This window comes from Chelativorans alearensis (genome assembly GCF_010993735.1).
Classification (GTDB): domain Bacteria; phylum Pseudomonadota; class Alphaproteobacteria; order Rhizobiales; family Rhizobiaceae; genus Chelativorans; species Chelativorans alearense.
Genome location: NZ_WQNI01000016.1, coordinates 121815 through 137953 on the forward strand (window position 1 = coordinate 121815; position 16139 = coordinate 137953).

General features: G+C 65.2%; 12 protein-coding genes. 4 read left to right on the forward strand and 8 right to left on the reverse strand.

Going from position 1 to position 16139, the window contains the following annotated elements:
- The first annotated feature begins 56 nt into the window (after positions 1–56).
- Both GPJ75_RS22765 and GPJ75_RS22770 read left to right on the forward strand, forming a co-directional pair.
- Positions 57–1664: a carboxyl transferase domain-containing protein gene (locus GPJ75_RS22765; RefSeq protein WP_163271648.1), complete on the forward strand. Its 1608-nt coding sequence runs from the start codon at positions 57–59 to the stop codon at positions 1662–1664.
- A 104-nt stretch (positions 1665–1768) separates the two neighbouring features.
- A complete protein-coding gene (locus GPJ75_RS22770) occupies positions 1769–2521 on the forward strand; it encodes a DUF5131 family protein (RefSeq protein WP_163271650.1) in 753 nt (250 codons plus the stop codon).
- Here the strand turns inward: GPJ75_RS22770 and GPJ75_RS22775 are convergent.
- The 6 genes from GPJ75_RS22775 to GPJ75_RS22800 form a co-directional block, all read right to left on the reverse strand.
- Positions 2476–3393 carry a three-Cys-motif partner protein TcmP gene (locus GPJ75_RS22775; RefSeq protein WP_163271652.1) on the reverse strand — a complete coding sequence of 306 codons (918 nt, stop codon included), beginning with the start codon at positions 3391–3393 and terminating at the stop codon, positions 2476–2478. The genes GPJ75_RS22770 and GPJ75_RS22775 overlap by 46 nt on opposite strands.
- Before the next feature lie 156 nt (positions 3394–3549).
- The gene (locus tag GPJ75_RS22780; protein WP_163271654.1) at positions 3550–4161 is read right to left on the reverse strand and encodes a DUF922 domain-containing Zn-dependent protease; all 612 of its coding nucleotides are present in this window, start codon (positions 4159–4161) and stop codon (positions 3550–3552) included.
- Between the two features lie 98 nt (positions 4162–4259).
- A complete protein-coding gene (locus GPJ75_RS22785) occupies positions 4260–4694 on the reverse strand; it encodes a hypothetical protein (protein ID WP_163271656.1) in 435 nt (144 codons plus the stop codon).
- A 694-nt stretch (positions 4695–5388) separates the two neighbouring features.
- Positions 5389–6201 carry an ABC transporter ATP-binding protein gene (locus GPJ75_RS22790; RefSeq protein ID WP_163271658.1) on the reverse strand — a complete coding sequence of 271 codons (813 nt, stop codon included), beginning with the start codon at positions 6199–6201 and terminating at the stop codon, positions 5389–5391.
- Positions 6194–7234: a FecCD family ABC transporter permease gene (locus GPJ75_RS22795; protein WP_163271660.1), complete on the reverse strand. Its 1041-nt coding sequence runs from the start codon at positions 7232–7234 to the stop codon at positions 6194–6196. Before GPJ75_RS22795 ends, GPJ75_RS22790 begins: the two co-directional genes overlap by 8 nt.
- Positions 7231–8214 (reverse strand): FecCD family ABC transporter permease, encoded by a 984-nt coding sequence (locus GPJ75_RS22800; RefSeq protein WP_163271662.1) that lies wholly within the window; start codon positions 8212–8214, stop codon positions 7231–7233. The genes GPJ75_RS22795 and GPJ75_RS22800 overlap by 4 nt, the downstream gene beginning before the upstream one ends.
- A 115-nt stretch (positions 8215–8329) precedes the next feature.
- Between GPJ75_RS22800 and GPJ75_RS22805 the strand changes: the two genes are divergently transcribed.
- The gene (locus GPJ75_RS22805) at positions 8330–9238 is read left to right on the forward strand and encodes an ABC transporter substrate-binding protein (protein ID WP_205602613.1); all 909 of its coding nucleotides are present in this window, start codon (positions 8330–8332) and stop codon (positions 9236–9238) included.
- A gap of 114 nt (positions 9239–9352) precedes the next feature.
- Here GPJ75_RS22805 and GPJ75_RS22810 read toward each other — a convergent pair whose 3' ends face one another.
- Positions 9353–13153 (reverse strand): TonB-dependent receptor, encoded by a 3801-nt coding sequence (locus tag GPJ75_RS22810; RefSeq protein WP_246249213.1) that lies wholly within the window; start codon positions 13151–13153, stop codon positions 9353–9355.
- 460 nt (positions 13154–13613) lie between these two features.
- On the opposite strand from GPJ75_RS22810, the gene GPJ75_RS22815 reads away from it, so the two are divergent.
- On the forward strand, positions 13614–15569 hold the full coding sequence (locus GPJ75_RS22815) for an acetyl/propionyl/methylcrotonyl-CoA carboxylase subunit alpha (protein WP_163271664.1): 1956 nt from the start codon (positions 13614–13616) through the stop codon (positions 15567–15569).
- A gap of 102 nt (positions 15570–15671) precedes the next feature.
- On the opposite strand, the gene GPJ75_RS22820 is transcribed toward GPJ75_RS22815, so the two are convergent.
- Positions 15672–15938: a sel1 repeat family protein gene (locus tag GPJ75_RS22820; protein ID WP_163271666.1), complete on the reverse strand. Its 267-nt coding sequence runs from the start codon at positions 15936–15938 to the stop codon at positions 15672–15674.
- Between the last annotated feature and the right edge of the window lie 201 nt (positions 15939–16139).

The window sequence follows — 16139 nt, forward strand, 5'->3', positions numbered from 1 at the left end:
GCGCGCGAAATGCCCTATGCATTAATCCCGCCGCCCACCGCCGAGCACAGGAAGCCATGGCCGTCATAAAATCCCAGCTCTCCCCCGCCTCCGACGCCTTCAAATCGAACGCCGCGCGCATGAAGGCGCTCGTCGCCGAGATGGCCGAGAAAGCCGCAACGATCGAGCGCGGCGGCTCGCAGGAGGCGCGCGCGCGCCACACCGCCCGCGGCAAGCTCCTCCCGCGCGAGCGCCTCGCCCGCCTCCTCGACGTCGGCGCCCCCTTCCTGGAGATTGGCCAGTTCGCCGCCTGGGGCATGTACGAGGGCGACATCGCCTCTGCCGGCATGATCGCCGGCATCGGCCGCGTCGAAGGCCGCGAATGCGTCATCGTCGTCAACGACGCCACGGTGAAGGGCGGCACCTACTATCCGCTGACCGTGAAAAAGCACCTGCGCGCCCAAGAGATCGCGCTCGAAAACAACCTCCCTTGCATCTACCTGGTCGATTCGGGCGGCGCGAACCTGCCCAACCAGGACGAGGTCTTCCCCGACCGCGAACATTTCGGCCGCATCTTCTACAACCAGGCCACCATGTCGGCTTTAAGAATCCCGCAGATCGCCTGCGTCATGGGCTCGTCCACGGCGGGCGGCGCCTATGTGCCGGCGATGAGCGACGAGACCGTCATGGTCAAGGGCCAGGCGACCATCTTCCTCGGCGGCCCGCCGCTCGTCAAAGCCGCCACCGGCGAGGTGGTGACGGCGGAGGAGCTCGGCGGCGCCGAGGTCCACACCCGCCAGTCGGGCGTCGCCGACCACTACGCCCTGAACGACGAGCACGCCCTCGCCATCACCCGCCGCATCGTCAAGAACCTCAACCGCACGAAGACCATAGCCCTGGACCTTGCGCCCCCCGCCCCGCCCCTCTACGACCCGGCCGAGATCTACGGCCTCATCCCGGAAGACACCCGCCAGCCCTACGACGTGCGCGAGGTGATCGCCCGCCTGGTCGACGGCTCGCAGTTCGACGAGTTCAAGCAGAACTACGGCACCACCCTCATCACCGGCTTTGCCCGCCTCTACGGCATCCCCGTCGGCATCCTCGCCAACAACGGCGTCCTCTTCTCAGAATCCGCGCTCAAGGGCGCCCACTTCATCGAGCTCTGCTGCCAGCGCAAGATCCCCCTCGTCTTCCTGCAAAACATCACCGGCTTCATGGTCGGCAAAAAATACGAGGCCGGCGGCATCGCCCGCGACGGCGCCAAGCTCGTCACCGCCGTCGCCACAGCACGCGTCCCCAAGGTCACGGCCATCATCGGCGGCTCCTTCGGCGCCGGCAACTACGGCATGTGCGGCCGCGCCTTCTCCCCGCGCTTCCTGTGGATGTGGCCGAACGCGCGCATCTCCGTGATGGGCGGCGAACAGGCGGCAACGGTGCTCGCCATCGTCAAGCGCGAGGGCATCGAGCGCAAGGGCGGAACGTGGAGCGAGGAGGAGGAAGCCGCGTTCAGGGCGCCGATCCTGGAGAAATACGAGCGCGAGGGGCACCCGCTGTATTCGTCGGCGCGGCTGTGGGACGATGGGATTGTCGATCCGGCGAAGACGCGGGAGGTGTTGGGGTTGAGCCTGTCGGCGGCGTTGAATGCGGAGGTGGAGGAGACGCGGTTTGGGGTGTTTCGGATGTGAGTCTGCTGTCCACCAATATTTTCCGACGGCGTACCCCTAATTTCGTCTTATCAAGATGTTTACGATAATCGTGCAGTTGGAGCACCGACAAGATGGGGTGGGCCATGGCTGACACTACGATCGAATGGACGGACGCAACTTGGAATCCGGTCGCTGGCTGTACGATCATGACCGCCGGCTGCACAAACTGCTACGCAATGCGAATGGCAGCTCGCCTAGAGGCGATGGGCGTTGAGAAATACGCCGGCCTGACTCGAAAGAGCGGTGGTCGAGCAAAGTGGACCGGCAAGATCAGACTCGATCATTCATCCTTAGTATTACCTACTTCTTGGAAGAAACCACGGCGGGTGTTCGTCAACTCCATGTCTGACTTGTTCCATCCGGATGTACCTCTGGATTTCATTAACGCCGTCTGGCTCGTGATGGAGGAGACCCCGCGCCACACTTACCAAATTCTGACCAAGCGCCCAGACCGCATGGCTGAAATCCTTTCGACCTCAGCATTTAAGGTCTTGCCGAATGTGTGGCTCGGTACGAGTGTCGAGGACGGTCGGGTCTTACATCGCCTTGACGAACTGCGTTCGGTGCCGGCGGTAGTTAGGTTCGTATCTTACGAACCGTTAATCGGCTCCGTGGCCGGCGGCGACTTGACCGACATTCACTGGGTGATCGTCGGGGGAGAGAGTGGTCCAAATGCACGACGGATGGACCCTATGTGGATTGATGAAATATTTGATCAATGCACTGATGCTGACGCCGCGTTCTTCTTCAAGCAGTGGGGCGGAAAGAACAAGAAAGCTGCAGGTCGGTTCTATCGGGAGCGACTTTGGGACGATCTACCTTCATTGACAATATAAGAGGCGATGTCAGTCGCTAGCCTGACCGCTGTAGCGCTGGTATTCGAGACGGCGAAGAATAGCGATGCGAGAGGCGCGCCATTTCGATGATGAAGGCGGATCGGATCGAGAACAGCGCCTTTGAATACCGTTTCAAGCCGCTCTTTTACATACGCCTCGATCGCATCCACATCAGTTCGTCGCACTGCCAGCTCCTTCGTTTCAAACATATCGGCTGGCGACGTTTCATGCTGGTACCACCGCTCGCGCCAGTCCGTTGCGCCGAGAACGCGATCTAAACTCGCCTCCTTGCCAGCATCGAGCTTCGTCGGATCATGGGGTGCGTTCCGATAGAGCCCGGACAATGGAAAGAAATACCAGCAATCGAGTGCTCGGGTCTGGGCGATTGCCTCAACCGTTTGCCAGGAAACTTCCATTCCATAGGGGTCGAGGAATATAACCCCCCTGACGCCTCGCCATTCTCCGTGTGACGAACGCCACTTCAAACGCTTGCAAAGTCGCCTAACGCGCTCATTGGCATCGCCGTTCCGCAGTATAATGCGGCGGTCAGGATAGCCGGCAGCCAGCTGTTTGAGTTCAGCGAAGCGATTCGCATCCCGCTCGATTAAGATTATTGCATCGAACGCCGGTTCCGTTTCGATTGCGATCCGCGCCGAACCAGGCGTTGTTACCTCAATCGGCTCGGCAAACTCTGGCCCCAAAAGAGGAAAAGCGGGCTGGACTTCAGTTCGGCTTCCAGAACCGGCAAACGCATCAATATATATACAGGCGAAGCGCTGATTGCGAAGGGCAATCGTGAAAGCCTGAAGATAATCCTGCAAGCAGCGCAGCTTTTTCGTGGTGTCTGGTCCACCAAAGATATGAGCAGCCATTCGCCGGTCGTCCCCCCACAGCCACGTCCGAACCGGTTACAAGTTTTGCTAGAGATTATGCGGCATATCGCCGTCACTGCAATAAGATTTGGGGATAGATGCTTGCTATACGTGATACCAAGCACCGGTTGTCTTTGATGACTCGCGACATCACCCCTACTCCCCATTCACCAACCCCAACACCAGCTGGTGCACGTTCCCGCCCTCGCTCATCTCCACCCGGTCGAACTCCCGGCTCCGCCGCCTCAGCTCCTCCGCCAGCGGCGGCAAGCGGCGCTGCAGTTCGGCGCGGGTCTTCGTGCAGTCGGGGTCGTCGGCCACAGTCAGCCCCACCGACAGGGCCTCGATCTTCTTCGTGATGTCGAGGATGATCTCGCCGTGCACCCGCTCGTGCTTCTCCACCCCGTCGATGAACCGCTCCCACAGCCGGCGCGTTGCGGCCGGCAGGTCGCCGGCCGGCTCCGGCAGGCGGTAGGTGATGACGAGGTTGGGCCTGGCGGCGGCGAGCACGCAGCCGCCGCCCTGCGGCCGGTAATCGCGCCGCCAGGTGAGCTTGTAGTCCGTATAGGCAATGGCGCGGCCGATACCCGCCTTCGGCCCGTTTTCGCCGATCGAGCGGTAGAGCGCGATGCCCGTCTTGCCGGAGATTGCGTAGGTCTCCACCCGCTCGACAGCCCGCCACCCGGGCTGCCCCGCCGCATCGAGCGGGGCCAGCAAGGGCGCGACCAGACAGGCCGCGCCCAGCACAATCCGCAAACCCGCCTTCATCGCGCTCCTCGTCGTCCGCTGCCGCGTCCGAACTGAAAAGGCCAAATTGCCGGCGGGTCAAGTGCGATCGGCCAGGGAGGCCGGGTGAGGCGCGGGCGTCAGCCGTCCACGGTCGCCTCGGCGGCTTCCGGTTCGGCCGCGACGGGGATCTGATCCATCGCCACCAGCCGGTCGGCGCAAAGATCGGCTGCGCCGGAGACCTGCTCTTTCAGGAGGTCGAGCGTTGCCCAGCCGCCCTCGTTGATGAAGTCGTCGCGCTGCCAGGAGCTTGCATCCTTCAGCGCCTGCAGGTTCTGCTGCGCATCGGGGGCGGCGACGAACCGGTCGACGCAAATGGAAGCCACAAGCGCTTCGCGCGCCTCTCGTCCGGCGCCGGCCGCCATCGATGCCGCCGTGCCGCCGGTTACCCATCCTCCCGCGGTGAACCCGACGATCATCGTCAGCACGATCGAGGCCGCGCACGACCAGAGCCACATTGCCTTCGATGGACGGTATTCCTCCCAGCGTTGAAACAGGCTTTTGGATTCTGCCATCGTTCTTCCTTTCGTTTGTCACGAAGCTTAACCGTTCGTAACAATTCGAGACTATAGCATCGCCCCCGCCCTGTGAACCGCCGCCGCCCGTTTTTCCGTCATCCCCACCCCACGCGCGCTGGAAAGGCGGCCGGCGCCCTTCACCTCAGCCGCGATGCCTTGCCCGCGCGGGGATAAAATGTGGCGACAAAGAATCTTTCTTTCCCTCTAACCCATTGTTTTCGCTCACTGCAGAAAAATTTCTCCAACTTTTTCGCGGGAAAATACGCCCCCCTCCCCAGCCTGCCCTTAAAATCCTCCCCATCGCCCTTACGGGAACCGGGTCCGGACCGGGGATCAGGGAGGGCGGCGGAGACCTCCACCTGCGGGCTGCCGGTGCCCGGAGGCGAGAGGGCCCGCGACAGGCCGGCGGTGCCGGAGGCGCTACAGACAGCGTCGCCGGCATTGCGGAGAAGCCGCCAGGCTTCCCGTCCGCCCCGGCTCACCCCCAATCGGGTGCGGCCGGGAAGGGCGGGGGGCCGGGTGACCGGCCGACCGTCGGGACAGCCTCCGGCGGGGCGCGTTGGACGCGCCTAAAAAATAAATAGAGTGGCTCGGACAACGCGCCCCGCTTCCCAACCTCACCTCATGGTGAGCTTGTCGAACCAAATGGCCAGACGGTGAAAACCGGGCGTGGCGAGGATGAAACGCGCCCCTACCTGCCCCTTGCCGCAAGCGGGATGCAGAAGGGCCGCCCCGTCTCCTCGTCTGAGAGCACGCGGCAGTGGATGCCGAACACCTCGGCGATGCTTTGCGCATGGAAGATGCGGGCAACCGGGCCGGCGGCGGCCACGCGGCCCTCCTTCAGGAAGACGATGTCGTCGGCAAAACGCGCAGCGAGGTTCAAATCATGCAGCACCACCACCACCGTCTTGCCCTCCTCGTGGCTCAACCGCCGCACCAGCGACAGCGTGTCGAGCGCGTGGGCGATGTCGAGGTGGTTTGTCGGCTCGTCGAGCAGGATCACCGGGGCCGCCTGGGCGATCACCATGGCAATCCACACGCGCTGCATCTGCCCGCCCGACAGCGTGCCGATGGGGCGGTGGGCAAGGCCCGCAAGGTCCGTGGCGGCAAGGGCGGCCGCAACCGCCTGGCGGTCGGCCGTCCCCTTTCGCGCAAGCCCGCGGCGGTGGGCGTAGCGGCCGAGGTTGACGAGGTCGGCGACGGTCATCTCGTCCGGCGCGCTCGGGCTCTGGCTCAGCATGGCGATCTCGCGCGCCAGCGCCTTCGGCGCCCATCCGGCAAGAGGCTTGCCGTCGAGGAACACGCCCCCCTCGCGCAGCGGCAGCATGGCGCGCATGGCCTTGAGCACGGTCGACTTGCCGCAGCCGTTCGGCCCGCAGAGCGCGGTCACCCGGCCGCGGGCGATGGAAAGATCGAGATCGGAAAAGACCAGCCGCTCGTCATAGCCGGCGGCGGCGGCGCTGAGCTTAAGGGCCTCCTCGTTGCTGCGTGACCGGTCATGCATGGGCGCGGCCCGTCCTGAAAAGGATGAAGAGGAAATAGGGAGCGCCGATGAGCGCGGTGGCCGCCCCCGTCGGCACCTCGAGCGGCGCGAAGGCGAGCCGCACGGCGATATCGGCCAGGACCACCATCGCCGCGCCGGCGAGCGCGCTGGCGGCGATCGCCGGCAGCGCGCGGGCGCCGATGAGAAGGCGCGCGGCATGGGGCGCCACCAGGCCGACGAAGCCGATGGCGCCGACGAAGGAGACGGCCGAGGCTGTCAGCACCACGGCAAGCGCCATCAAAAGCGCCTGCGTGCGCCTGACGGGCAGGCCCGAGGCCTCGGCGCTGTGGTCGTCGAGGAGGAGCTGGTCCATGCGGGCCGTGAGAACGAGGAGCATGGGCAGGACGAGCGCCATCAGGCTTGTCAGCACCGCGACGTCGCTCCAGCGCGCCTCGTGGACGGAGCCGGCAAGCCAGATGGAGGCCTGGCTCGCCCGGTAGACCGGGCCGGCGATCATCAGAAGCGTCACGCCCGCCTTGGCAAGCGCGCCCAGCGCGAAGCCGTGCAGCACCAGGCCCACCGGGCCGCCGCCGGCGCCGCGCGCCAGGACGGCCACCAGCACGGCGAAGACGGCCGCCCCGCAGCTTGCCGCCACCGGCTGCCAGTAGATGCCGACGGTGAGCGCATTGGCGGCATCGCTGAAAAGGAAGAGAAAGCCCACCGCGCCGAGCGCCGCGCCGTCGGAGATGCCGAGAACGGCGGGCGCGGCGAGCGGGTTGCGCGTGGCGCGCTGGAGGAGGAGGCCGGCGAGCGCCAGCGCCATGCCGGCAAGGGCGGAAAGCAGAACGCGCGGGGCCCTCAACCCCCAGACGATCAGCCGGTCCGTCTCCGCCCCCTGCCCCACCAGCGCCGGCAAAAGCCGGTCGAGCGGCATCGAGGAGCTGCCGAGCGCAATGCCGGTGACCGCCGCCGCGACAAGGAGCAGGAGAAGCGCCGCGAGCCTGCCCGCCCGGCCATGCGCCGGCGCGCGCGGTATCTCCGCCACCGCCGTCATGCCGCCGCAAGCCGCGGCCGGCGGCGCAGCAGCGCCAAAAGCACGGGCACGCCGATGATGGCAAGCACGGAGCCGACCGGCACCTCTGTCGGATAGACGACAAAGCGCGAAAGAATATCCGCCAAAAGCGCCAGAGCAGCGCCGGCGAGCATCGAAATGGGGATCAGCGCCACATGCCCGCGCGCGCCCAAGCGCCGGGCCACATGCGGCGCGGCAAGGCCGACAAAGGCCACCGGCCCGGCAATGGCAACGCAAACGCCCGCAAGAAGCGCCGCGCCTGCAACCGCCGTGCTGCGCGCCGCCGCCACCGGCAGGCCCAGCGCAGCCGCGGTGGCGTCGTCGGCGGTCAGAACGTCGAGAGACCGTGCAAAGAAGAGGCTGAGAAGGGCGATCGCGGAGATGACCGTAGCGGCCGGCACGACCGTCCACAATTCCCCATAGCCGAAGGAGCCGGAAAGCCAGAACAGAAGCTCCTCCATCGAGCGCTCCTGCGAGACAAGCACAATCTGCGTCCCCGACATCAAGAGCGCGGCGATGACGAAGCCCGCCAGGAGGAGATGCAGCGGCGCGGCACCGCCGCCGAGGCGCGCCACGCCGTAGACGGTTGCGGCGGCGAGCATGGCGCCGCCGCAGGCGGCAAGCATGACCGGCAGCATGAGCTGCTCGCCGGTGAACGTGACCAGAAGAACGGCGGCGAACGCCCCGCCCGCGTTCACGCCCATCAGCCCCGGCTCGGCCAGCACGTTGCGCGTCGCCGTCTGCATCAAGAGCCCTGACAGCGCCAACCCCGCCCCCACGGCGACGGCGATCAGCGTGCGCGGCAGGCGCAGCGTTGTGACGATCAGCGCCGCCTGGTCCGTTCCGCCCTGCGCCAGCGCACGCCACACCTCCCCCGGCGGCGTAAAGCGGACGCCAAGGTGCAGGCTGGCAAGGGCCAGAAGCGGCAGTGCGAGGAGGAGCGCGAGGGTCGAGCGTGTCATGGGTGGTCTCCGCCCCCGTCGTTTTCATAAGATGATTTGCAAAGTCAACTTCTAACTTGACTCCGCCAGTCAGTATTTGCATCACCGGCCGACCGTTCTCGAAGGGGAAGAAGCGATGCACAAGCTGATGAAACTGGCACTGGCGGCGGTGGCCCTCCTGCTCGTCCCGGCCGCCGCGCAAGCGGCCGAGATAACCCACGCGATGGGAACGACAAAGGTGCCCGACGAGCCGAAGCGCATCGTCGTTTTGACCAACGAGGGAACCGAGGCGCTTCTTTCGCTCGACATCCAGCCGGTTGGCGCGGCCAATTCGTGGACGGGCGACCCATGGTATCCGCACATCGAGGAGCTGGTGGGGGACGCCGCGCCGGTGGGCAAGGAAAGCGCGGTCAACCTGGAGCTCGTGGCGGCGCTTCAGCCCGACCTCATCCTCGGCAACAAGATGCGCCACGAGGCGATCTACCCGCATCTTTCCGCCATCGCGCCGACCGTCTTCTCGGAGCGGCTGCGCGGCGACTGGCGCGAGAACTTCGTGCTTTACGCGGAGGCCGTCGGCAAGGCGGAGGAAGGCGCGCGGCAGCTCGAGGCCTTCGATGCCCATGTGGCCAACGTGCGCGAGAAGCTGGGCGAGAAGACGCAGGAGCGCATCAGCATCGTGCGCATGATGGCGGGCCAGATCCGCATCTACCAGAAGGACAGCTTTTCAGGCTTCCTCCTCGATCAGATCGGCTTTCGCCGGCCGCCAAACCAGGATGTCGATGAATTCGCGCTCCGCGTCGGCAAGGAGAGCATCCCCGACATGGAGGGCGACCGGCTGTTCCATTTCACCTATGAGACGGGCGACGGCGAAGGCGAGAAGGCGACGCGGGAGGTTCTGGGCGATCCGCTCTGGCAGAGCCTTGATGTGGTGAAGGCCGGCAAGGTGCACGCCGTTGACGACGTCATCTGGAATACCGCCGGTGGGATCCTCGCTGCCCACCTCATGCTCGACGACATCGCCCGCATTTACGGTGTGGCGGATTGAGGCTTTATCTTCCCTCCCCACGAATGGGGAGGGAAGAAGGCGGCGCCGCCATCCCCCGCCCAGACCAGTTCATCGTTTCATGAAATCGATGAACTGGCCCAACTCATTGTCTTGTCAGAACTTGCCGACGATGTTCAAGAACGGCCCGCGGTCGTCCAAGGTGAGGTCTCTTAGGTCGTCGGAGAAGCGGCCGAAATTATAGCCGGCGCCGACCTTGAAGTTGTTGCCGACATGCCGGTAAAGGGCGGCAAGCAGGCCGTAGTCGACGGTCTCCACATCCGGCGTGAAGAAGGCACGGCCTTCCAGGAGTGCATCCCACTCCTTCACGATGTGAAGATCGGTGCGCAATATGCCCAGATGTGCAATCGAATCCTGCCAGTCGTCGTCGAGCGTCTTGGAATCGCTGTTGCGATAGCGGATCTGGCCGAAGCGGGCGCCGTATTTGCCGCCGATCGACAGCCAGGGCAGAACGTCGTAAGTCACATCCGCCGAGACGATGTGACTGCGTTGCAGCGGCCCGTTGGTGGCACTGCCGGACAGCAACGACGATATCTGGTCGTTGCCCGGCAGATCGTAGAGGAAGGTATAGCGGACCAACGCGTTGAGGCGGTCGTCGAGAGCCGGCCTGTAGGCATAACCGAGCGAGGCCTCCACGTAGTCACCGTCGTAGAAGACGCCGGCATCCGAGTCGGAGACCACCGCATCGACACTGGCAAGCAACCGGCCGCTCTCGTGATGGCTCCACGTGCCGCCGCTCGACAACAGGTAGGTGTTGCGGTCGCGCGTTTTGTCGTCGGAGCGCTCGAAGCGCGCTTCGCCGCGGATGCGGCCCTTCAAGCCCAACTCCTCGTCGTTGTACCCGGCGGCAAGCGAGACGGCATAGCGGTCGAAGTCGGAGCGCTCCTTCCCTGTGTTGGGGTCGAGGCGGTCGTCCATCACGCGGCCAACCTCGACGCCGCCATCCACGGTCCACATGGCGTCGGGCGTGTAGACCACACCGTAGGTCTGTGCCAGCGAACGGCGGCGACCGAACAGGTCGTAGTTGTTCTCCGCATAAGCGGAGGTGACGTCGTCAATGCGCTTGCGCACGCCGCCGACAATGGAGCCGCGATCCACGCCATCGAGCACGTCGCTGCGGGCGAGGTCGAAGGAGCGGTCCGGGTCGAGGCGGTAGCCGATGTAGTAGTGGTCCTCGACCGTCGGACTGTAGGTAAGGTTGGCAAGGCCGCCGAAGCCGCGGTTGCCGTGGGAGACCTCGCCTTCGACGCCGATCTTCTCGGTCAATCTGACCTGGGCGCCGAGGCCGTAACGGTCATTCTTGTAGATGTCGCCCTCACGCTCCACCGTCGATTGGGCGAAACCGTAATAAAGGTAGTCGGCGTTCTGGCGGTAATCGATGCGGACGCCGGCGTCCATGCGCTTGCCGTGATACCCTCTCTTTCCCGACATGGCGGCCTGCGGCGAGTAAAGCTTGGTGTAGGAAACGCCGAAGGACGCCTTCCAGTAGTTGTCGAACTGCCAGCTTATTGTGAGGTCGCTGTCGCGCTTGTTTTGACCGCCATCGTCTTCCAGTTCGTCGTAGGAAGCACCGATATCGACGTCTCCCGTGATCGGCAGCGAGACGTGCCCGCCCCAGGTACGGCGGTCGTGCCTGATCTGCTCGGTGATGCTGGCGAAGTTGGCATCCTTGGATTCGTAGTAAGCGCCGACCTTGCCGCCGACGCCGAAGCGGTTGAAGTCCGCGAGATCGGCCTGGCCTTCCACCATCCATGCCCTGGCCGAACGGCCACCGGAAGCCGATCTGTCGTCGATGGTCAGACCGCCGTCGGTCGAATAGGTGGAACCGAAGCCAGGGCCTCTCGACTGTGCGATCTCGGCTTCCAGATAGGTCGTGTCGGAGCGGCGCAGCAGGAAATCGGCGCCGATGGCCTGCTGGTCGGCTTCGCCGGTCTTCTCGTTCATGCCGGTGACGCCGATGCGCAGCCGGTCGCCCAGCCAGCGCTGGACGCGGCCGCCGTATACATAGCCGTCCAGATCGCCGGCTTTCGGCTCGTATTCGTATTGAACGATGAGATACTGATTGCTCTCGCCGAGTGCGCCGTCGCGTACCGGGCCAAGGCCCAGCGCACTTGAGGACAGGGGCCGCTTAAGGATGATGACGCCCTGCAGATAGTCGAAGGTGTAGTCCTCGCCATCCTTCAGAAAGCGCCGCTCTATGAGGCGGCCCGTCACCCCGTCACGCGTCTCCACCGAGACCGTTTCGGAGCCGATGGTGATGTCCTGCCGCTTGAGGAAATAGGCGGAGCCGCCGGTGCCCAGGAACTCGTCACGCTGGGGCAGCGTGTCCGGCAAGGCGGCATAAAGGTCCACCCTGCCCTTGCGCTCGCCGAAGGAGGTCGTGCCCTGCGAGCGGTAAACGGCGTTGGCGCCGTAGAGCCCGCGGTCGGAGGAGAGGAACCGCGAACCCTCGATGCGGGTCTTGTAATTGCCCCACATGATGTGACTGTCGCCACGCTCCAGGCGCACATAGAACTTGCCCTGCGTGGGCGCATCCTCGACCGAGGTCGAATCGTCGCCGTAGACCGGGTAGTACTTGTCCGGGTCGATGCGGCGCAAAAGCTCCCGCGCGTCCTTGGCGTCCATGTGGTTGAACAGGCCCCTGATATCGTTTTCACCGGTGTCGGCGGCGGCAGTCAGAAGAAATTTTCCCTTGATCTTGCCCTTCAGATAGAAGGCCAACCGACCCTTCTTGTAGTACTTGTCGTACTCGTCGGCGCGCACGTCCTCGATGCCGGGATCGCCGGTCCGCTTGCCGACGGTGAAATCGGCCAGAGCCACGTAGAACCACTCGCTGTCGGGGATGTTGACGTCCCGACTGAAATAGAGGCCGCCGGCCTTCATCGGGCCGTCGACGGCGATGTCCACCACATGGTCGCCCGGCGGCAGGATGCGCTGGGTGACGAAGGCGCCCTTGGGATCGATCGGGACGGGCTCGTTGAAGACGTGTATGCCATAGCCCTCCGGCACGTTGCGGCCGTAGACAGTGACGGCGCCGCCGTGAATGGGAATGTTGCGGAAGGCGGTGCGGTCCTCGGCAAGGCCCGGCGCCACGGCGTCGCCGGAATCCCGCTGCAGGTCGCTGTCGGTGCGGGCGATCGTCAGTGGCACCGTCTCGTCGAACCGTCCCTCCTCGTCGTAGACGCGCAGCACGTAGCTGTATTCGCCGGCGCCGCCGGCCGGCATGACCCAATCGGCCAGGCTGTTTGGCTGCGTGGGAATGATGTCGATCGGTTTCTTCGAGGGGTTGGGGCCCTGGCGGAAGATGCGGATCTCCGCCCGGCCGATGAAGGCCGGGTAGTTGGTGGTGGAAACGAAGGTGATGGCCTCACCGGCCTTGAATGTGTGGCTGACGGGCACCGTCGACACGTTCAGAAGCGGCTTCTGGTCGAGGCCGTCGAACTTGAGCTGGATATCCACCGCGCTCAGGTCGACATCCGTCTTGCGCTGCCGTTCGACGGAGCGGGCCATGGGATCGACGCCGAAGGCACCCCCGTCCTGGATGGCTCCGGACTCGTCGACGACCTGACCATCAACACTGATCTTGAAGGGGATACCTATCTGATCGGCCAGGGACTCCTGCTCGAGATTTGGCGTGATGGGCAGGCGTCCGACGGCGCTGCGGTCGAGCATCTTGCCGCGCATGAGCGAGGGGCAATCCTCTTCGACGCACTCGGCCTCCATGCCCTCGGTGGCCGCCGCGGCATTCTCGTCGTCCACCAACCAGTCGGCGGCGAAACCCGGCTGACTCACCAACATGACGGCGACGATCGCGCTCGTCGCCCGGAGAAATTGATCGCGTGCATAAGTCATGATGTGGTACCCGCTGTTCTTGCTCGTGTTGATGGTCGGTCCCATTCCGGTGTCTCTAATGCTGGTTTCAGTTTCGATCCGGCAGCAGCGGCCGCTTTCAGGTGTTTGCGGCCAGTGGGCGGCCGACGGCCGCAACTGGCGAACCCGAGCGCCAACCCTCTCCTGTGTGGCTCGGTTTACACATGCGGTGTGGCAGCACCGCCCGACGTATAGAAAGGCGGGATATGATTCCGTCAGTTGCGATGGGGTAGGGATACGGTAAACGCACACTCGCCATTCTGGGGCGTGCGCTTGCGGTGTCGCCGACGTCGACCTGGGCCGGCGGCGGGGGTCACGCCATCCCTATGTTTACTTCATATCCGCCCGTAAGCGCTTCCCGTACTCCGGCCGATCGGCACACGCGCGCGCCGGCGGAGGGAGCGTGGCGCAAGGCCCGCGGGCGGGCTATAAGGGCAGCGGCATCGCCTTGCGCGTTGCCTGAAGCGGAGACGATCCGGGAGGTTGGATGTTCGGAAAAATCCTCATCGCCAATCGCGGCGAAATCGCCGTGCGTGTGATGGAGACGGCGCGTCGTCTGGGCATAGCCACGGTGGCCGTCTATTCGGACGTGGATGCCGGGGCGCTGCACGTCGCCATGGCCGACGAGGCTGTTGCGATCGGCCCTGCGCCAGCGGCGGAGAGCTATCTCGACGGTGCGCGCATCATCGCGGCGGCCAAGGCACGCGGGGCCGAGGCTATCCATCCGGGCTACGGCTTCCTGTCGGAGAACCCGGATTTCGCCGAGGCCGTGGAAGCGGCAGGGCTCGTCTTCATCGGTCCCTCGGCCGAGGCGATCCGCGCCATGGGGCTGAAGGACGCGGCCAAGCGGCTGATGGAGAAGGCCGGCGTGCCGGTGGTACCCGGCTATCACGGCGAGGCACAGGAACTGGTGGTACTGGCCGGGAAGGCGCGCGAGATCGGCTATCCCGTGCTCATCAAGGCGCGCGCCGGCGGCGGCGGCAAGGGCATGCGGCGCGTCGACGAGCCGGAGAAGTTCGCCGAGGCGCTGGCCGCGGCCAAGCGAGAGGCGAAGGCCGCCTTCGGCGACGGGCGCGTGCTTGTGGAAAAGCTGATCGAGAAGCCGCGCCACATCGAGGTACAGGTATTCGGCGATCGGCACGGCAATGTCGTGCATCTTTACGAGCGCGACTGCTCGGCCCAGCGCCGCCACCAGAAGGTGATCGAGGAGGCGCCCGCGCCGGGCATGACCAATGCCATGCGCTTGGCGATGACGGATGCGGCGGTGAAGGCGGCGCGGGCGATCGGCTACAGCGGGGCCGGCACGGTCGAGTTCATCGTCGATGCATCGAAAGGGCTCAGGCCCGACCGCTTCTGGTTCATGGAGATGAACACGCGGCTGCAGGTCGAGCATCCGGTGACGGAGATGACGACGGGCATCGATCTGGTGGAGTGGCAGTTGCGCGTGGCGGCCGGAGAGGCCCTGCCCCGCGCGCAAGCCGCGATCGCCCTTGCCGGCCACGCCGTCGAGGCGCGGATCTACGCCGAGGATGCCGCGCGCGGCTTCCTGCCGGCCACCGGCACGCTGCACCATCTGCGCTTTCCGGCACGTGTCGCGGGGGCGAGCCTGCGCGTCGACACGGGCGTGCGCGAGGGCGATGCCATCTCCCCCCACTACGACCCGATGATCGCCAAGCTGGTGGTGCATGCCGGCGACCGCGCCAGCGCGCTTTCCGCGCTCGCCGCGGCGCTGGAGGAGACGGAGATCGCCGGCTCGACCGTGAACACGGCCTTCCTGGCGCGGCTGGCGCGCGATGAGGCTTTTGCATCCGGCGATGTCGACACGGGGCTCATCGAGCGGCGGCAGGAAGCGCTGACACGCACCGCGGAGCCGGACACCAGGGCCATCGCCGAGGCGGCGCTTGCAGCCTCCGGCGCCGTCCACCGGCCCGAGGCGCCCGAGCCCTTCGAGGCGATCCAGGCCTACGGCCACTTCCACCCGCCGGTGCATCGCAGCACGATCCACCATGGCGAGCGCGCGGTGCCTTATGCCATCACCGGGCTCGGCGACGGGCGCTTCGCCGTGCAGCTCAAAGGGCCGGACGGGGCGGAGGAGACGGTGGTGCTCATGGCGGGCGCAAGCCGGCGGCTCGCTTCATGGCCGGGCCACGTGACGCTCTTTGACGGCGCCGACAGCCATACATTCCGCCTGCACGACCCGCTGGCACTTGCCGAGGAGGCGGCCGTCGGGGGCGACGGCCTGCGCGCGCCGATGCCGGGGCTTGTCAAACTGGTGCGGGCGGCGGCGAAGAAGCCGGTGAAAAAGGGCCAGCCGCTGCTCGTTCTCGAGGCCATGAAGATGGAGCACACCATCGCCGCCCCCCATGACGGCGTCATCGCCGAAATCGCCGCCGAGGGCACGCAGGTGAACGACGGAGCGGTGCTGGTGCGGTTTGAAGAATGAATAGTGAGTAGTGAGTAGTGAATAGAGAGTAGTGGAGCGACCGGCAGGTTCTTCTCTACTCACTACTCACTACTCACTACTCTCCACTCACTTCCCCTCACCTCACTGCATTGTCATCCACTCGCGCGCCTCGCGCAGGGCCCGGGCGATGTCGGCTTTCGACATGTTGGCCGCCAGTTCCGAGCGCATCTCGGCGGCGCGGTCCGATCCCTTGATGGCGGCGATGTTGAGCCATTTGTGGGCGGCCACAAGGTCCATGTCGCAGTCGCGGCCGGTCGCATACATCATGCCGAGCTGAAGCAGAACGTCCGGCTGGGCGTTGCCGCCCGCCGTGGCTGATCCTGTTCCCTGAAAATCGAAACGTGCCATTTTACAAATCCCCGTTTTACACCCTGAGAGCCGCCCGCCTTCTCTTTTCCGAGGCGGTGCTGCGATAGGTCCCGAGGATGGAGGCGAGGATTGAAATCGCCGTTAAACAGCTTGATTAATTTGCAGAAAACAAAGTTCAAACATTCGGTAAAGGGCTGGATTCCGTTAAGGATAGGAACGCCTGAAGCACAAGACTTTCAG